Below are 16,330 nucleotides of genomic sequence, written 5' to 3' on the forward strand. Positions count from 1 at the left end.
CATGGCCGCCAAGAAGAAGACCGGCGCGGCCGGTGACGCCGCTGCATTGCCTGCCGTGTGGGATCAGCTCCCGTTTCGCACCAAGCGCAAGGACTGGGCACCGCGTGCGCCGGGTGTCGACGAAGATGCGACGCTGGTGTCGATGGAGGCACTGCGCGCCGTGATGCTCTCGATGAAGGAGGTTGCGCCGCAGGATGTTCACGCCCTGGCCCACCGCATCCACTGCTCGGTGAGGAGCGCCACCGCCGCAGCGTGGTCGGGCGACTGGGACAACCGCGACCAGACGGCGCACTGGTTCATGCACGAGCTGGTCGAGTGGGCGTGCCTGGCGATGCGCGAGGTCGGCCGTGTCGAGTACCTCGACGAGAAGATGGACCGGCATCGCAAGGCGCTGGAAACGATGCGCCAGATCGACGCCAAGGAGAAGGCCGAGAACGTTGCCCGCCTGGCCGCCGGCCGCAAGGCTGCTGCCGAGCGCTGCGCCGTCGCTGCGCTGAGTGCGTTCCCGCATCAGGCGCACGCCGTCATCCATGTGGCTGCGGGCGTGCCGGCAAGGAGCGCAGCATGAGCGAGCCCGCCGACCTCTTCCGCGCCGCCGTCTTGGCCGAGCTGGGCAACACGCCCGATTACATCGTTCCCGGCGAATTCCACCGCTTCAGCACCAACGGCCGCCCGAACAACCGCGACGGCTGGTGCAAGCTGTTCGCCGATGGCTACGGGGGTGCGTTCGGCTGCATGCGACAGGGCTTCACGAGTTCCTGGAGCAACCGCGCCCACCGCTTCACCAGCCCGACCGACCGCATCGTGCAGGCCCAGCGCATCGCCCAGGCCCGGCAGGAACAAGCCGAGAACCAGCGCCAGCAGTGGGCGCACAACGGCGAGCGCAACGCCCGGCTGTGGGCTGCGTGTCGGCCGCTGGTGCCCGGTGATGCCGCGTCGCTGTACCTGCGCCACCGCCTGAAGGTGGGCGTACTGCAGGCGCCCGCGGCGCTGCGCTTTCACCCGGGCCTGGACTACTGGCACGACGGCCAGAAGATCCGCACCTTCCCCGCCCTGGTGGCCGCCATCACCAGCCCTGCCGGTGAGCTGGTGGCGCTGCATCGCACCTACCTGAGCCGCGAGGGCCGCAAGGCCGCCGTGCCCACGGCCAAGAAGCTGACCCGCGCGTCGGGGCCGGTGCTCGGTGGCTGCATCCGCCTGGCCGAACCGACCGAGGCCGGCCTGATCGGCGTGGCCGAAGGCATCGAGACCAGCCTGGCCGCCGGCATCGCCGGGCGCCTGCCGGTGGTGGCCGCGTACTCGTGCGGGGCGCTGGCCGCGTGGCAGTGGCCGCAGGGGACACAGACCATCGCCATCTGTGCCGACGCCGACGAAGCCGGGCAGAAGGCCGCCCGCGAGCTGGGTCAACGCGCCCTCGCTGCCGGGATCAAGGTGCACGTCGCCACGCCATCGGTAGCGGGCCTGGACTGGTGCGACCTGCTGGCTAGCCGCGACCTCGACCGCCCGCCCTACAGCCATCCGCAACAACATCAAGGGGCCGCCCATGAATGACGACCTGAACACCGCGGCCGGCGACCTCGATCACCTGGCACGAGTGGCCGCTGGCGAAGCCGGTGAAGTCGAGCAGGTGCACGCCGAAGTGACCGAACTGGCCGCAGTCCGCAAGGCCCGGCGCAAGAGCACCCAGGCGACCGCCCCCACCAAGCCCAGGCGCAGCGGGCACGGCGCAGGCGCGCAGTTCCTGATTCTCGACGGCAGCGAGGGCCAAGGATCGGCCGGCGTGTACTTCGTCGGCCGCGATGCCGAGGGCAACGAGAAGGCGCCGCTGTGGGTCTGCGCGCCGCTGCACATCCTGGCCAAGACCCGGGGCGCCAAACAAGCCGACTGGGGCCGCCTGCTGGACTGGCACGACGCAGACGGACACCCGCACCGCTGGGCCGTGCCCGATGAGCTGCTCAGTGGCGACGGCCTGGACGTGCGCCGCGAGCTGATGCGTCAGGGGCTGGCCATCTCGCCGAACCGGGCCGCGCGCGAGATGCTGTCGACCTATCTGCAGGTCTGGCCGGTCGACGCCCGCGCGCGATGCGTGGAGCGGCTGGGCTGGGCCGGGCCGGTGTTCGTGCTGCCCAATGAGGCCATCGGCGCTGATGCCGAGTTGGTGGTGTTCCAGAGCGCCAGCGCCATCGAGCCCGCATTCAGCAGCGCCGGTACCGTCGACGACTGGCGCGCCCAGGCCGCCGCGCTGGCTGCAGGCAACAGCCGCATGGTGTTCGCCATCTGCTGCGCGCTGGCGCCGCCGCTGGCCAGCCTGGCGGGCGAGGATTCGGGCGGCTTCCACCTGCGCGGCAAGAGCAGTTCGGGCAAGTCGACCGCGCTGGCGCTGGCCGCATCGGTGTGGGGCTCGCCCGCGACCTTCCCGCGGCTGTGGCGCACCACCACCAACGGACTCGAAGGGCTGGCGACGATGCACAACGACGTGTTGCTGATCCTCGACGAGCTGAGCCAGTGCGACCCCAAGGACGCGGGCGACGCCGCCTATCTGCTGGCCAACGGGCAGGGCAAGACGCGTGCGAGCCGCGCCGGCATGGCGAGGCAGGCTGCGCGCTGGCGCCTGCTGTTCCTGTCGGCCGGGGAAGAGAGCCTGTCGGCCATGATGACCCGCGCCGACAAGCGGGCGAACGCGGGGCAGGAAATCCGCCTGGCCGACATCGAGGCCGACGCGGGCGCCGGGCTGGGTGCGTTCGACACCTTGCACGGGCACCCGAGCGGCGCGGCGCTGTCGCTGGCGCTGAAGGATGCGGTGCAACAGCAGCACGGCGCCGTCGGCGTCGCCTGGCTGCGGCTGGTGGTGCGGGATCGCCTGAAGCTGGCCGATGAAGTGACGGCGCTGGTGCGCGAGTTCGTGGACGCCTACACCGAGCCCGGCTCCAGCGGGCAGGTGATCCGGGTGGCGCGGCGCTTCGGCCTGGTCGCGGCTGCCGGCGAACTGGCCACGGACTACGACCTGACCGGCTGGCGAGGGGGCGAGGCGTTCGACGCCGTGGGGCAGTGCTTCACGTCTTGGCTGGCCGGGTTCGGTGGCGCGGGAAACCGCGAAGACCGGGCGCTGTTGACACAGGTGCGGGCGTTCTTCGAGGTGCACGGCGCCAGCCGCTTCGAGAGCATGGAAGCCACCGTTGAACAGCGTGTCGCCAACCGGGCCGGCTTCTGGCGCGACGGGGAGGACACCGGCCGGCAGTTCCTGGTGCTGCCCGAGGTGTTCAAGCGCGAGCTGTGCGCGGGGTTCGATCCGAAGGCCGCGGCGAAGGCGCTGATCGAGGCGGGTGTGATCCTGGCCGGCAAGGACGGGAAGGCCAGCCGCAGCGAGCGATTGCCCGGCATCGGCGCCACGTCGCGGGTGTACGTGTTCGGGTCGAAGCTGTGGGCGTGCGAGGAATGACCGCGCGTTTCCAGTCGCCTGCAGTGCAGGCGCATCACTTTCTCGGTGTGACAGGTGTGACGGGTGTGACGGGTGTGACAAACCCGGCTCTACAGAGGGAAACCCGGGCCGCGCCGGCTGTCACACCGGGATCGAAAGCCGGTGTGACACGGTGTGACGCTCGCGCTTCAGAGGGTGACGGGCCGGAAAGCAGCGCCAGCCGGAGCCCGTCACACCACGTCACACCGCAACTTCTGGCCGGTGTGACAGGCCGCAGAAGGCGTTTTCCCAGGGACACCGGGTCGGGTCACACCTGTCACACCCGTCACACCGCAAAAAGCGTGCATCTGCAGATGCAGCAGACCGCACCAGCACCAGCAACCACCCGAACACGAGGAACTGACCCATGAACGAACTCAACATCGCCGACGCACTGGGCGCCGACGCCGACGACTTGGCGGAGATCGCCGTCGAGATGGAAGACGCGGGCCTGACCGTGCGGCAGGTGGCCGCTGGGCGGCTGCAATGACGGGCGCCGATGTGATCGTGCGCGGCATGCGCGCGGCTGGCTTCAACTTCTCAGGAGCATGAACATGGCAACGAGCAAGAACACCAAGATCCAGACCACTCCGGAGCCAGCTCCAGCAGCACTGCCGGCAACCGCTGACGACCTGGCACGGCAAGCCAAGGCCAAAGCCGAGGACGAGAAGTACTTCGCCACAGTGATGGCGGACGGCACCATCAATATGATGGTGACGCAAACCTATCTGCCGGAATTCAACAAGGCCACGACAGTGGAGGCATTGGAAAAAGTCCGTCAACAACAGGTCAAGGCCATCGCAGCCGGCGACCTGACCCAGCTGGAGCAAATGCTACTGACCCAGGCCGCCGCGCTGCAGGCGATGTTCATTGACTTGGCGGTGCGGGCCAAGAAACAGAACCAGTTCGACGGCATCCAGACCATGACCGGGCTGGCGCTCAAGTGCGCCGCGGGCAGCCGGCAAGCCATCACCGCGCTCGCCGAACTGCGCATGCCCAAGACGGCGGTGTTCGCCAAGCAGGCCAACGTGACCACCGGGCCGCAGCAGGTCAACAACGGCACGCACCCGCAGGCCGGATCGGCTCGCGCGGAAAAAATCGCAACCCGACCAAACGAACTACTGGAGGCAAGCCATGAGCAACGGCTGGACACCCGAGCGCAGGGCCAAGGCGGCCGAGCAGATCCGGGCGCGCGAGCCCTGGAAACGGTCAACCGGGCCACGCACGGATGAGGGTAAGGCCATCGCATCGCGCAACGCATTCAAGGGCGGCTGGCGCGCGCAACTGCGGGTGTTGCGCAAGGACGTGAACACGTTGCTGCGCGAACTGCGAGAGCTGGTGGGCAGCGGCTGACCTCGGGGCGGCGGATCCGCCGAATAGTGGATCGATCAGTCGTCATGGGCTGGAGGCCTCGCCCTACGATGTCTCCCCACTTCCTGGAGACCGTCATGAGGATCAACCGCGTGGCCGCCGCACTGGCGACCTTGGCACTGTCGGGCATGACCAGTGCCGCCAGTTTCTGCCCGCCGCAGCAGCTGGGTGCCAAACGATGAGCAGACACCCGGGCGACAGGATCTTCGTGGGCTTCATCCTGTTCGTGGTCATCATTGGGGTCTTGGCCGCAGTAGTAAGGGGAGCTGCCTGGCTGAAGGAGAACGGGCCATTCCTCTTCTGGACGCTGGTCATTGCCGGCATCCTCAAACTGATTGAGGTCTACAAGGACCGGCCGCAACCACCAAAGTTGAACGCTGGGCCCAGCACGCCCCGCGCACCAGGGCAACAAGCAGCCGCAAGCCCTGAGCCAATGAACGCCAGCACGACAGGCGCTCCAGGGCCGACAGCGCATCGTTGCCGCCCACGCTCAGGGCGAGGTAGGTGACGTCGGCAGAGACGCGGCCGACCTGGCCCGCCACATCGCCGGCAATGCTGCCGTCGACGGCGACCAGACCCGCCCGCCGTGGACCCGCGACCTGTCCGGGAAGATCAAGGCGCGCTCCGATGATCTGGTAAACAGGCAGGCGGTAAACACGAGGGCAAACAAAGAGGCCGCCGTTTACTCGGACCGCATCGTCATCGAGGCCAACGCGGCGCGCATCGCCCAGGTTCGAGGCGAGCACCGGGCCGACATCGCCCGCATGCGGCCCTGGTGCTGGGCCTGCTGGCCGACCTGATCCGAGCGAACGCGGCGCATCGCGTGGGTAACTTTGCGGGTAACTTTGTCAGTAAGTTGATCAATTCCTAGGGGATTCGGTAGAAACACGGCCTACCAGAAATCACAATCGAATCAAGGGCTTGGCTTCTCGGCCAAGCCCTTTGCACTTGCGCCGGGGCGGCCGTATCGGCCGCCCCGGTCGGTTCATTCAGGCTGCTTCACGATCACCGGCTCGATCTGGAAGACCTGCTCGGACTGCGGATCGACCGTCACCTTGACCCAGTGCAGGCTGGGGCTGCCGAAGGTCTCGAGCCGGGTGAAGTGGGTCAGCATCCGGCCCGGGCTGTGCAACGGCTTGTCGACCTTGAAGTAGTGCGTGTCGCCATGCACCAGCAGCACCTGGCCGTTGAACGCGGCGGTCTGCTTCTCGACCTGGGCCATGAAGTTGCGGTAGCCGCTGACGCCCGGCAGCTTGCTTTCGTCGGCGTCTTCGGTTTCCGGCAGATCGAAGCCCGGGTCGCCCTGGATCACCAGCACCACGCCTCGCGCCTGGCTGTCGCGGGCCTTCTGGAACGACTGCGCCAGCCAGGCGATGTTGGCGGCGTCGCGCTCGGCGTGTTCGGCATTGGCCGCGTCGCACTGCGCGACCGTGCGCGCACTCTTGCTGATGCACTCCTTGGCGTTGAGCACGACGTTGTTGTTGCTGCCCGGCACGTTGAGGCCGACGAACAGCACCGGGCCGTGGCTGAAGCGCGTGTTCTCGATGTACTTGTCGCCCGGCGCCTGGCCCTGGTGCTCGAGCGGCATCTGCACCTGCCCGAGGCTGGCAAGGGTCGGGTACATGACGCGGCGCAGATGGGCCAGGCGCTCCAGCGCGTCAAAGCCGCCGTTGTTGAGTCGATGGCAATCGGTCCATTCGTTGTCGCCGGGCACGTAGACCACCGGACGGCGCATGCCGGCAAACATCGTCAGCGCGTCGGTGTAGATGTCGTCGGTGCATTTGGAACTGCCGTCCTTGATGTCGCCGTCGTAGATCGAGAAGGCGATGTCGGAGCGGTTGATGCTGGCCAGCACGGCCGGCAGTTTCTTGTCGTCGCCAGCCTTCTTGTAGGGCATGTCACCCCACAGGCCGAACGAGTAGGTGCCGGCATCGTGGTGGCGGGCATGCATCGGGGCGTGGCGCTCGCCCAGTGCGGCGCAGCCGGTCAGGGCGGCCAGCATCAGCGGTGCGGCGAGGGTGGCAAGGCGCAGTCGGGTCATGTGTCTTTCCTTCGAAGGCAAAGCGGCCCGCGGTGATCGACGCATCGATCAGCGCAGGCCGGTGCTGCAATACCCGGCATCGGCGTCGGCCGCTGCGGGTACCGCTTGGACAAGGTCGGCGCGAGCCGACCGATCAGAACGAGTAGCGCACGCCCGCGCCCAGGGCGCGCGGGTCCTTGCCGGCGACGACGCTCGGGAAGTTGTCCGAACTGACCAGGGTGCCGCGAGCGGCCGAGTCGTTGGTCAGCTTGGTGAAGTAGCCGTAGACGGCGACTTGCTTGTCGATGGCGTAGTTGGCTTCGAAGGCCATGCCCTTGATGCCGTCGTTGGCGCCGGTGCTCGACTCGCCCGACTTGCCCAGGCTGGCCTTCAGGGTGAGGGCCGAGTCCAGCTTGTAGGCGCCGGTGATGACGGCGTTGCTGGTTTCCTTGCCGTTGCTGTTGTCGAGCTTGCTGAAGGCGACGCCCACGGTGAAGTCGCTCAGGGCCGTGCCCAGCGTGACCTTGGTGGCCTTCATCGCCTTGCCGGCGGCGATGGCGTCCTTCTGGTTCTCGATGGCGACGCCGCCGTTGAACATGCCGTCGTTGTACTCGACCGAGGCGCCGAACACCGCCTTGTTCAGGACCGTGGTCTTGGCCTCGTCAGGCGAGTAGGCCACCTTGGCGACGATCGCGTTGGCGAACTTCGGGCTGGCGTAGTGCAGCACGTTGGTCTTGCGGGTGTGCACGTTCTGGAAGTTGGCGTTGCCGATGGCGACGCGGCTGCCCTTGCCGTGCACCAGGATCTCGAGCAGGTCGCCCTGGCCCCACAGGCCGCCGGAGGTGCCTTCCAGGGTCTTGAGCGGCATGTCGTAGGTGCCGACCAGCACGGTGCCGGCGTTGGCGGACTTCAGGCCGACGAAGCTGTTGCGGTTGGCGAAGGCCTTGCTGTTGGCGGTGTCGTCAGGGGCGACGCCGGTCTCGACCTGGAAGATGGCGCTCAGGGCGGGGTTGAACTTGTGCTCGCCCTTGATGCCCAGGCGCGAGGCGAAGTTGCTGGCCATGATGCGCGAGACATCGCCGTCGCTGGTGCTTTCCAGGCCGAGGTCGATGCGGCCGTACCAGGTGAATTCGGTCGACTGGGCCGAAGCGGCCATCGGCGCCGCAGCGCCGACGAGGGCCAGCAAGGCGGCGATCGAGAAAATGTTCTTGCGGGTATTGATCTGCATGGCTGATGAGTTCGGTTGTTGGCTTTGAACGTCCGCGGGAAACCGCATCCGAGCCAGTCAAGGCTAATTTCCACTTGTTGCAAACCGATGACGCACTCGGGCCCTACCCGCGGCCGATGCACCTGCCCCACAGCTTCGAAAAAATCATCCGACGTCACAGGCGCGACACGTCGGGCAGGCATGAAAAAAGGGTCTGGCAATTCGCCAGACCCTTTTTGATGGTGCAGAGGACTGCGTCAGCCCCGCCTCCGGCCGGACCGCTTCAGAACGACGTCCAGTCCTGCTCGGCGGCTTGTGCCGGCTGCGGCGTGGCGCGGGCCGGCGCGCTGGCCTGGGCGGCCGGCGCGCGCGGCGACAGCGGCGCACGCGGCGCTGCCGGGGCCTGCGGCCTGGCGCTGCTGCGCGAGTGCCCCGCCGCGCGGGCGCCTGCCACCTCGTGACCCAGCTTGAACACGCTGACGATCCCGACCAGCTGTTCGGCCTGCTGGCGCAGGCTCTCGGCCGCGGCGGCGCTTTCTTCGACCAGAGCGGCGTTCTGCTGCGTCACCTGGTCCATCTGCGAGACGGCCTGGCCGACCTGGCTGACGCCGGCACTCTGCTCGACGCTGGCGGCGCTGATCTCGGCCACGATGTCGGTGACACGCTGGATCGCGCCGACGATCTCGGTCATCGAGCCACCGGCCTGATCGACCAGGGCGCTGCCGTTCTCGACCTGCTCGACGCTGCGCGTGATGAGCGTCTTGATCTCCTTGGCCGCGTCGGCGCTGCGCTGCGCCAGGCTGCGCACCTCGGCGGCCACCACGGCGAAGCCGCGGCCCTGCTCGCCGGCACGCGCCGCCTCGACGGCCGCGTTCAGCGCCAGGATGTTGGTCTGGAAGGCGATGCCGTCGATCACCGCGATGATGTCGGCGATGCGCTTGGAGCTGTCGTTGATGCCCTTCATGGTGTCGACCACCTGGGCCACCACCTCGCCGCCCCGGGTGGCGACGTTGCACGCGCCCAGCGCCAGCTGGTTGGCCTGCTTGGCGCTGTCGGCGTTGTTGCGCACGGTGCTGGTCAGCTGGTCCATCGTGGCGGCGGTCTGCTGCAGCGCGCTGGCCTGCTCTTCGGTGCGCTGGCTGAGGTCGACGTTGCCCTGCGCGATCTGCGAGCTGGCGGTGGCGACGCTTTCGGCATTGCCGCGCACGTTGGCCACCACCGCCGACAGGGCCGCCTGCATGGTGCTGAGCGCCGCCATCACGCTGACGGTGTCACCCGCGCGCAGGCTGATGGGCGTGGACAGGTCGCCCTCGGCCACCCGCCGGGCCAGGTCGGCGGCAACCTCGGGTTCGGTGCCCAGCTGGCGCGTGACCGAGCGGCTCAGCCAGTAGCCGCAGGCCAGCCCCACGGCGACCGACAGCGCCACCAGCAGCAGCATCATGGCGCGGCCGCTTTCGTAGATCTCGGTCACTTCCAGGGCGGTGCTGCGGGCGTTTTCGGCCTTGAACTCGGCCAGCGCCGTCATCGCATCGTCGACCGCGTTGCTGGCTTTCGCGTAATCGCCGAACAGGTAGACCGCCACGTCGACGCTGTCGCTCAGGGCTGACGCCTGGGCCACGCCGTACATCTTCTCGGCCGTCTGCTTGTAGGTCTGCCAGAGCCGGTCGGTTTCGACGAACTTGCGCTTGCCGTCCTCGCGCACGAACAGCGGACGGGCCTTGTCGAGATGGGCCTCGACCTCGACGATCCGGGCCTTGACGCGGCTGAGCGCCTCGGCACGCTGTGCGTCGGTGGTCGCCAGCAGCGCGTTGCGCAGCGCACGGCCGACATACAGCAGGCCGATGTTGGCCTCCTTGACCTCCGAAAGCCCGATCAGCTCGCGCTCGTACATCGTGTCGGCCGCCTCGTTGATGAGGCCCGCGTTGCGGATGCCGACGCCGCTGACGATGGCCCCCAGCAGGCAGACAGCCAGAAACGCACCGAGAAGTTTGGTTCCAAGTTTCATGATGACGTTGTTGTCGTTTTGGTGATTCGGACGAGCTGGCGTGGACGCCCTCGTCCGGCCAGCACCTGAGAGCTGATTCTTCGGCCGATGGCCGACGGGCTTGAACCCTCGGGCGCCGATGCTTGAGCGACATCAAGGTCGATGCGTGCAGACTGCCAATCTTTCCGGTCTTGCCGGATCGGGACGCCAGGCCCGGTTCAGCCCCACAGGTCCAGCGGCGGATCGGCGGTGACGGCGCGCAGGATGTCCGAGCGCGACACGAAGCCGATCAGCCCGCCCTGCGCGTCGCTGACCGGCAGGCCCGGCAGGCCGGTGCCGAGCAGGGCAGCGGCCAGGCGGCGCAGATCGGTGTCGGGCGATGCCGCCGGCACGGGCGTCCACATCACGGCGCGCACCGGCTGGGCCAGCCAGGCCCGCCAGGCCGGCGGGTCGGTGGCGGCACGCTCGAGGGAGTCGCCACGCATCAGTTCGGCGCGCAGCAACAGCCCGACCAGGCGGGCGTCGGTGTCGAGCACCGGCGCCTGGCCGATGCCTTCGCGGGCGAGCTGCTGCCAGGCCTGCAGCACGCTGGCATCGGCCGCCACCGACAGCACGCGCCGGCTCATCACGTCGGCCACGCAACGCAGCGACTGGCGCGGCTGCAGGGCCTGCCCGGCATCGGCGTAGGCCGCCAGGGCGGCGCGGTGGCCGGTGTCGGCGGGCGTGGACAGGGGCGACTGCGGGCGATCCGGTGCGTCATCGGGCTCGCGGCCCAGCGTGGCGATGCGGCGCGGGCGCGCCACCGCCGTCGTCGGCGCGACCTGGCGCAGTTGCTCGAGCGTGGCGGCGTACATGCGGCCACCGATGCCGTGGACGTAGAACATCTGCGCAGGCTCCTCGGGCGGCGGTGGGTGCGGCCGGCGCCGCCGGGACGCCGCTCAGCCCTGCTTCTGGCTCAGCGCGTTGCCCACCAGGCGTGACGTGATGTCGACGATCTGGATCATGCGCTCGTAGGCCATGCGGGTCGGGCCGATCACACCCAGCGTACCGACCACCTGGCCGTCGACCTCGTAGGGCGCCGACACCACCGACAGCTCCTCGATCGGCACCACGCCGCTCTCGCCGCCGATGTAGATGCGCACGCCGTCGGCGCGGCTGGAGCCGTCGAGCAGGCGCAGCAGCTGGGTCTTCTGCTCGAACAGGTCGAACATCTTGCGGATCGAGCCCATGTCGCTGCCGAAATCCTGCACGCCCAGCAGGTTGCGCTCGCCCGAGACGATCAGCTGCTCGGTGTCCTCGTTGACCGCCTCGGTGCCGGCCTGCACGGCCGCCTGCATCAGGGTGCCGATCTCGCCGCGCAGGGCGTCGACCTCGAGCTTGAGGCGCTCGCGCACGCCTTCTATGCTGAGCCCGGCGTAGTGGGCGTTGAGGTAGTTGGTGGCCTCGACCAGCTGGCTCTGGGTGTAGTCGTGGGCGGTGAACAGCACGCGGTTCTGCACGTCGCCGTCGGGCGAGACCAGGATCAGCAGCACGCGCCGCTCGCCCAGGCGCAGGAACTCCATGTGGCGGAACACGCTGGGCTTCTTGGGCACCGTGACCACGCCGACGAACTGGCTCAGGCTCGACAGCAGCTGCGCGGCGTTGGCGATCACGCGCTTGGGTTGGTCGGGCTGGAGCAGCGGCGCGCTGCCGGTGTCGGCCACCTCACGGGCAAACGCCCGGCTGGTGAGCATGCTGTCGACGAACAGCCGGTAGCCGCGGGCGGTCGGGATGCGCCCGGCCGAGGTGTGGGGGCTGGCGATCAGGCCGAGCTCCTCGAGGTCGGACATGACATTGCGGATGGTCGCCGGCGACAGCTCGAGCCCCGAGGTCTTCGACAGCGTGCGCGAGCCCACCGGCTGGCCGTCGGCGATGTAGCGCTCGACCAGCGTCTTCAGCAACATCTTCGCGCGTTCATCCAGCATGGAAACGATTGTAGGTCGCCCCCGTGGGCACGCCAGACCGGGCTGAACCGAGGGTCGAACGGCACGGCATGTCACAGGCGCTGTGGTGTAATTTCTGCATGATCAGCCGCTTCCGTCACGCCGCGCTCGTGGGCAAGTACCAGGCCCAGGGCATGCGCCCGTTGCTGGAGGAAATCGCCCATGTGCTGACCCGGCGCGGGCTCGAGGTCTCGGTCGAGGCGGCCACCGCGCAGAACACCGGCATCACCGGCTACACGGCGCTGTCGGCCGACGAGCTGGGCCGGCACTGCGACATCGCGATCGTGGTCGGCGGCGACGGCACCATGCTCGGCATCGCCCGCCACCTGGCGCGTTTCGGCGTGCCGGTGGTCGGCATCAACCAGGGCCGGCTGGGCTTCATCACCGACGTGCCGGTGGCCGGCGTGGCGCGTGCGCTCAATGCGGTGCTCAACGGCGACTACGAAGAAGAAACCCGCGCCATGCTCGAAGGCCACGTGCTGCGCGGCGGCGAGCCGATCTACGACGCGGTGGCCATGAACGACGTGGTGCTGCGCAGCGGCGCGACCGCGATGCTGGAGCTGCGGGTGGCGGTCGACGGCCAGTTCGTCGCCAACTTCCGCGCCGACGGCCTGATCCTGGCGTCCCCCACGGGCTCGACCGCCTACGCGCTGTCGGCCGGCGGGCCGATCCTTCACCCGAGCGTGGCCGGCTGGCTGCTGGTGCCGATCGCCTCGCACATGCTGTCGAACCGGCCGATCGTGCTGCCGGACTCGGGCGAGGTCACGATCGACATCGTCTCGGGGCGCGAGCCGAGCGTCAATTTCGACATGCAATCCCTCGCCAGCCTGCTGCACGGCGACCGCATCAGCGTGCGCCGCTCGGCGCACCGGGTGCGTTTCCTGCATCCGCCGGGCTGGAACTATTACGCCACCCTGCGCCGCAAGCTGCACTGGAACGAAGGCGCCTTGCCGCACGACGGCCACGGGTGACCCAGAAGACACCGATGCTCAAGCGACTGTCCCTGCGCGATTTCGTCATCGTCACCACGCTCGAAGTCGACTTCAGCGCCGGCTTCGCGGTGCTGACCGGCGAGACCGGTGCCGGCAAATCGATCCTGATCGACGCCCTGCAGCTCGCGCTCGGCGGCCGCGGCGACTCCGGCGTGGTGCGCGAAGGCGCCACGCGGGCCGAGATCAGCGCCGAGTTCGAGCCCGTCGATCCGGCCCTGACGGCCTGGCTCGACGAGGCCGGCTTCGGCACCGACGACAGCCTGCTGCTGCGCCGCACGGTCGACGCGCAGGGCAAGAGCCGCGCCTGGATCAACGGCAGCAGCGCCACGGTGGCGCAGCTGCGCGAGCTGGGCGAGCAGCTGGTCGACATCCACGGCCAGCACGCCTGGCAGAGCCTGACCCGGCCGGCCTCGGTGCGCGCCCTGCTCGACGCCTACGCCGGGCTCGACACCGGCGCGCTGGCGCAGGCCTGGGCGCAGTGGCGCGAGCACCAGACCCGGCTCGATTCGGCACGCGAGCGCGGCGGCGAGATCGAGCGCGAACGCGAGCGCCTGGCCTGGCAGATCGGCGAGCTGGCCAAGCTGGCACCGGCGGCCGACGAGTGGGCCGAGCTCAACGCCGAACACGAACGCCTGGCGCACGCCCAGGCCATCCTCGACGCCACCCAGCTGGCCCTGCACCTCACCAGCGAGGCCGACACCAGCGCCCGCGTGCTGACCGGCCAGGCCGCGCACGCGCTCGAAAGCGTGGCCGCCTACACCCCCGCGCTGGCCAACGCGCTGGACGTGCTGCGCGCGGTGCAGAACGAGCTGGCCGACGCCACCCACAGCCTCAACCTGGCACTGCGCCACACCGAACTCGACCCCGACCGGCTGGCCCAGCTCGATGCCCGCCTGGCCAGCTGGCTGAGCCTGGCGCGGCGCTATCGCCGCCAGCCCGAAGACCTGCCCGCCACGCTGCAAGGCTGGCGCGACGAGCTGCGCAGCCTGGAGGCCGCCGCCGATCTGGCCACGCTGGAGCAGGCCGCCGCGCAGGCCAAGGCGCTGCTGCTCGACCAAGCCGCCCGGGTGTCGGCGCGCCGCCGGCAGGCCGCGCCGCAGCTCGCCCAGGCGGTCAGCGCGGCGATGCAGGATCTCGGCATGGCCGGCGGGCGCTTCGAGGTGCTGCTGCAGCCGGCCGACGAGGTGCAGGCACACGGCCTGGAATCGGCCGAGTTCCTGGTCGCCGGACATGCCGGCAGCACGCCGCGCCCGCTCGCCAAGGTGGCCTCGGGCGGCGAACTCTCGCGCATCGCGCTGGCGATCGCCGTCACCACCAGCCAGATCCGGCTGGCCCAGGGCGCGGCGGCCGGCACGCTGATCTTCGACGAGGTCGATGCCGGCGTCGGCGGCGCGGTGGCCGAAACCGTCGGCCGGCTGATGCAAAGACTCGGCCGCGAGCGCCAGGTGCTGGCCGTCACCCACCTGGCGCAGGTGGCGGCCTGTGCCGACCTGCACCTGGTCGTCAGCAAGGCCAGCGCCGAGGGCCGCACGCACAGCCAGATCCGCGCGGTGGCCGGCCAGCAACGCGTCAGCGAGATCGCCCGTATGCTGGGTGGCCAGCAGCTGTCCGGTGCCGGACTGGCGCACGCCCAGGAAATGCTCGCCGCAGTGCAGTCGGACGAGCGATCGGCGGGCACGCCACCGGCGCGACGCTGAACCGAACTGCCAACACACCCCACGCCATGAGCTCCCGACCGCCCTACCTGCCGCCCATCCCGACCCACGTGCCCGGCGCCACCGCGGCCGAGCTGGCTGCGCTGCCCGAGCCGGTGATCCTGATCTCGGGCATCTCGGGCGGCGGCAAGTCGGTCGCGCTCAACGCGCTCGAGGACGCCGGCTATTTCTGCGTCGACAACCTGCCGCCCGAGCTGCTGCCGGAATTCATCCGTCTGCAGCGCGCCCAGGCGGTGCGCAAGGTGGCGGTGGCGGTGGACGTGCGCAACGCCGCGTCGCTGCCCAAGCTGCTGCCGCTGGTCGACCAGCTGCGCCGCGAGGGCACGCGCATCCTGCCGATGTTCCTCGAGTCGCGCTCGGACACGCTGGTGCGGCGCTTCTCCGAGACGCGGCGCCGCCACCCGCTGTCGAGCCGGCAGGACGACCAGGGCCAGACCCGCTCGGCGCTGATCGACGCGATCGAGCACGAGCGCGAGCTGCTCGCCTCGCTGCGCGAGGTCAGCACCGTGATCGACACCAGCGACCTGCGCCCGGCCCAGCTGCGCACCTGGGTGCGCCAGCTCGTCGGCGCGGCACATTCGTCGCTGACGCTGGTGTTCGAGTCGTTCGCCTTCAAGCACGGCGTGCCGCGCGACGCCGATCTGGTGTTCGACCTTCGCGTGCTGCCCAACCCGCATTACGTGCGCGAGCTGCGCCCGCTCAACGGCCGCGATGCCGGCGTGATCGACTTCATGCACGCGCAGCCCGAAGCGGCCGAGATGCTGGCGCAGATCGAAGGGTTCCTGCTGCGCTGGCTGCCCAGCTACGCGATGGACCAGCGCAGCTACCTGACGGTGGCGCTGGGCTGCACCGGCGGCCAGCACCGCTCGGTCTACGGCGCCGAACAGCTGGCGCAGCGCTTCCGCGAGCGCGTGCCGACCCTCGTGCGGCACCGCGAGATCGAAGCACGCGAAGCCGTGCTGTGATGACACCCGACCCGGCGGTGCTGCACGATCTGCCGCTGTTTCCGCTCGGCACGGTGCTGTTCCCGCGCGGCGTGCTGGCGCTGAAGGTGTTCGAGGTGCGCTACCTCGACCTCATCAGCACCTGCCTGCGCGAGGGTTCGCCGTTCGGCGTCGTCACGCTGATGCAGGGCGGCGAAGTGCGCCGCCCCGGCGACAGCGTCAAGTTCGAGCGCGTCGGCTGCCTGGCCACGCTGCAGAGCTGCGACAGCGACCAGCCCGGCATCCTGCAGGTGCGCTGCATCGGCGGGCGCCGCTTCGAGCCCGAGCAGACGCTGCAGCGCGCCGACGGGCTCTGGCTGGCCGGCCACGCCACCTTGCTGGCCGACGACATCACGCAGGCGCCGCGACCCGAATCCCACGGCGCCGTGCTGGCGCTCGGGCGTGCGGTGGCGGCGCTCGACCAGCGCGGCCAGCACCCGTTCCAGGCGCCCTACTGCTACGACGACGCCGGCTGGGTCGCCAACCGCTGGTGCGAGATCCTGCCGATCCCGCTGGCCACGCGCCACAAGCTGATGGCCCTGCCCGACCCGCACGCCCGGCTGCAGCTGGTCAACGACTTCCTGTGCCGTCACGGCATCGTCGACGCCTGAATTTCGGG

The 16,330-nt window shown here is 69.5% G+C and carries 15 protein-coding genes; 9 read left to right on the top strand and 6 right to left on the bottom strand.

The genetic code is table 11. The annotated features are described in order from the left end of the window. Position 1 precedes the first annotated feature (1 nt). The 5 genes from LCHO_RS17325 (at position 2) to LCHO_RS17340 (ending at position 4,689) form a co-directional block, all read left to right on the top strand. Positions 2 to 568: a hypothetical protein gene (locus tag LCHO_RS17325; protein WP_012348478.1), complete on the top strand. Its 567-nt coding sequence runs from the start codon at positions 2 to 4 to the stop codon at positions 566 to 568. Then, entirely contained in the window at positions 565 to 1,551 is a 987-nt protein-coding gene (locus tag LCHO_RS22340; protein ID WP_012348479.1) for a DUF7146 domain-containing protein, read from the top strand. Before LCHO_RS17325 ends, LCHO_RS22340 begins: the two co-directional genes overlap by 4 nt. Further along, positions 1,544 to 3,439, top strand: coding sequence for a DUF927 domain-containing protein (locus LCHO_RS17335; RefSeq protein ID WP_012348480.1), 1,896 nt, complete (start codon positions 1,544 to 1,546; stop codon positions 3,437 to 3,439). Before LCHO_RS22340 ends, LCHO_RS17335 begins: the two co-directional genes overlap by 8 nt. A gap of 385 nt (positions 3,440 to 3,824) precedes the next feature. Beyond that, positions 3,825 to 3,947, top strand: a complete 123-nt coding sequence (locus LCHO_RS24155) for a hypothetical protein (RefSeq protein WP_012348481.1) — start codon at positions 3,825 to 3,827, stop codon at positions 3,945 to 3,947. A 64-nt stretch (positions 3,948 to 4,011) separates the two neighbouring features. Further along, positions 4,012 to 4,689 (top strand): hypothetical protein, encoded by a 678-nt coding sequence (locus tag LCHO_RS17340; RefSeq protein WP_012348482.1) that lies wholly within the window; start codon positions 4,012 to 4,014, stop codon positions 4,687 to 4,689. Between the two features lie 465 nt (positions 4,690 to 5,154). Here LCHO_RS17340 and LCHO_RS23505 read toward each other — a convergent pair whose 3' ends face one another. The 6 genes from LCHO_RS23505 to hrcA form a co-directional block, all read right to left on the bottom strand. Beyond that, positions 5,155 to 5,574, bottom strand: coding sequence for a hypothetical protein (locus LCHO_RS23505; protein WP_150105514.1), 420 nt, complete (start codon positions 5,572 to 5,574; stop codon positions 5,155 to 5,157). 239 nt (positions 5,575 to 5,813) lie between these two features. Further along, complete coding sequence (locus tag LCHO_RS17345) at positions 5,814 to 6,869, bottom strand: hypothetical protein (RefSeq protein ID WP_012348484.1); 1,056 nt, start codon at positions 6,867 to 6,869, stop codon at positions 5,814 to 5,816. 133 nt (positions 6,870 to 7,002) lie between these two features. After that, the gene (locus LCHO_RS17350; protein ID WP_012348485.1) at positions 7,003 to 8,076 is read right to left on the bottom strand and encodes a porin; all 1,074 of its coding nucleotides are present in this window, start codon (positions 8,074 to 8,076) and stop codon (positions 7,003 to 7,005) included. A gap of 262 nt (positions 8,077 to 8,338) precedes the next feature. After that, complete coding sequence (locus LCHO_RS24215) at positions 8,339 to 10,060, bottom strand: methyl-accepting chemotaxis protein (protein WP_012348486.1); 1,722 nt, start codon at positions 10,058 to 10,060, stop codon at positions 8,339 to 8,341. Between the two features lie 197 nt (positions 10,061 to 10,257). Next, complete coding sequence (locus tag LCHO_RS17360) at positions 10,258 to 10,923, bottom strand: CBS domain-containing protein (protein ID WP_012348487.1); 666 nt, start codon at positions 10,921 to 10,923, stop codon at positions 10,258 to 10,260. Between the two features lie 54 nt (positions 10,924 to 10,977). Beyond that, positions 10,978 to 12,003, bottom strand: a complete 1,026-nt coding sequence (gene hrcA / locus LCHO_RS17365) for a heat-inducible transcriptional repressor HrcA (protein WP_012348488.1) — start codon at positions 12,001 to 12,003, stop codon at positions 10,978 to 10,980. A 98-nt stretch (positions 12,004 to 12,101) separates the two neighbouring features. On the opposite strand from hrcA, the gene LCHO_RS17370 reads away from it, so the two are divergent. From LCHO_RS17370 to LCHO_RS17385, 4 genes are read left to right on the top strand one after another with little or no spacing between them, the layout of a single operon-like run. Beyond that, positions 12,102 to 12,992, top strand: coding sequence for an NAD kinase (locus LCHO_RS17370; protein ID WP_043704437.1), 891 nt, complete (start codon positions 12,102 to 12,104; stop codon positions 12,990 to 12,992). 14 nt (positions 12,993 to 13,006) lie between these two features. After that, on the top strand, positions 13,007 to 14,710 hold the full coding sequence (recN, locus tag LCHO_RS17375; RefSeq protein ID WP_012348490.1) for a DNA repair protein RecN: 1,704 nt from the start codon (positions 13,007 to 13,009) through the stop codon (positions 14,708 to 14,710). A 26-nt stretch (positions 14,711 to 14,736) separates the two neighbouring features. After that, positions 14,737 to 15,693 (top strand): RNase adapter RapZ, encoded by a 957-nt coding sequence (gene rapZ / locus LCHO_RS17380; RefSeq protein ID WP_012348491.1) that lies wholly within the window; start codon positions 14,737 to 14,739, stop codon positions 15,691 to 15,693. After that, positions 15,693 to 16,322, top strand: coding sequence for an LON peptidase substrate-binding domain-containing protein (locus LCHO_RS17385; protein ID WP_012348492.1), 630 nt, complete (start codon positions 15,693 to 15,695; stop codon positions 16,320 to 16,322). The genes rapZ and LCHO_RS17385 overlap by 1 nt, the downstream gene beginning before the upstream one ends. Positions 16,323 to 16,330 lie beyond the last annotated feature (8 nt).

It is taken from the genome of Leptothrix cholodnii SP-6, assembly GCF_000019785.1.
Lineage (GTDB): Bacteria > Pseudomonadota > Gammaproteobacteria > Burkholderiales > Burkholderiaceae_C > Sphaerotilus > Sphaerotilus cholodnii.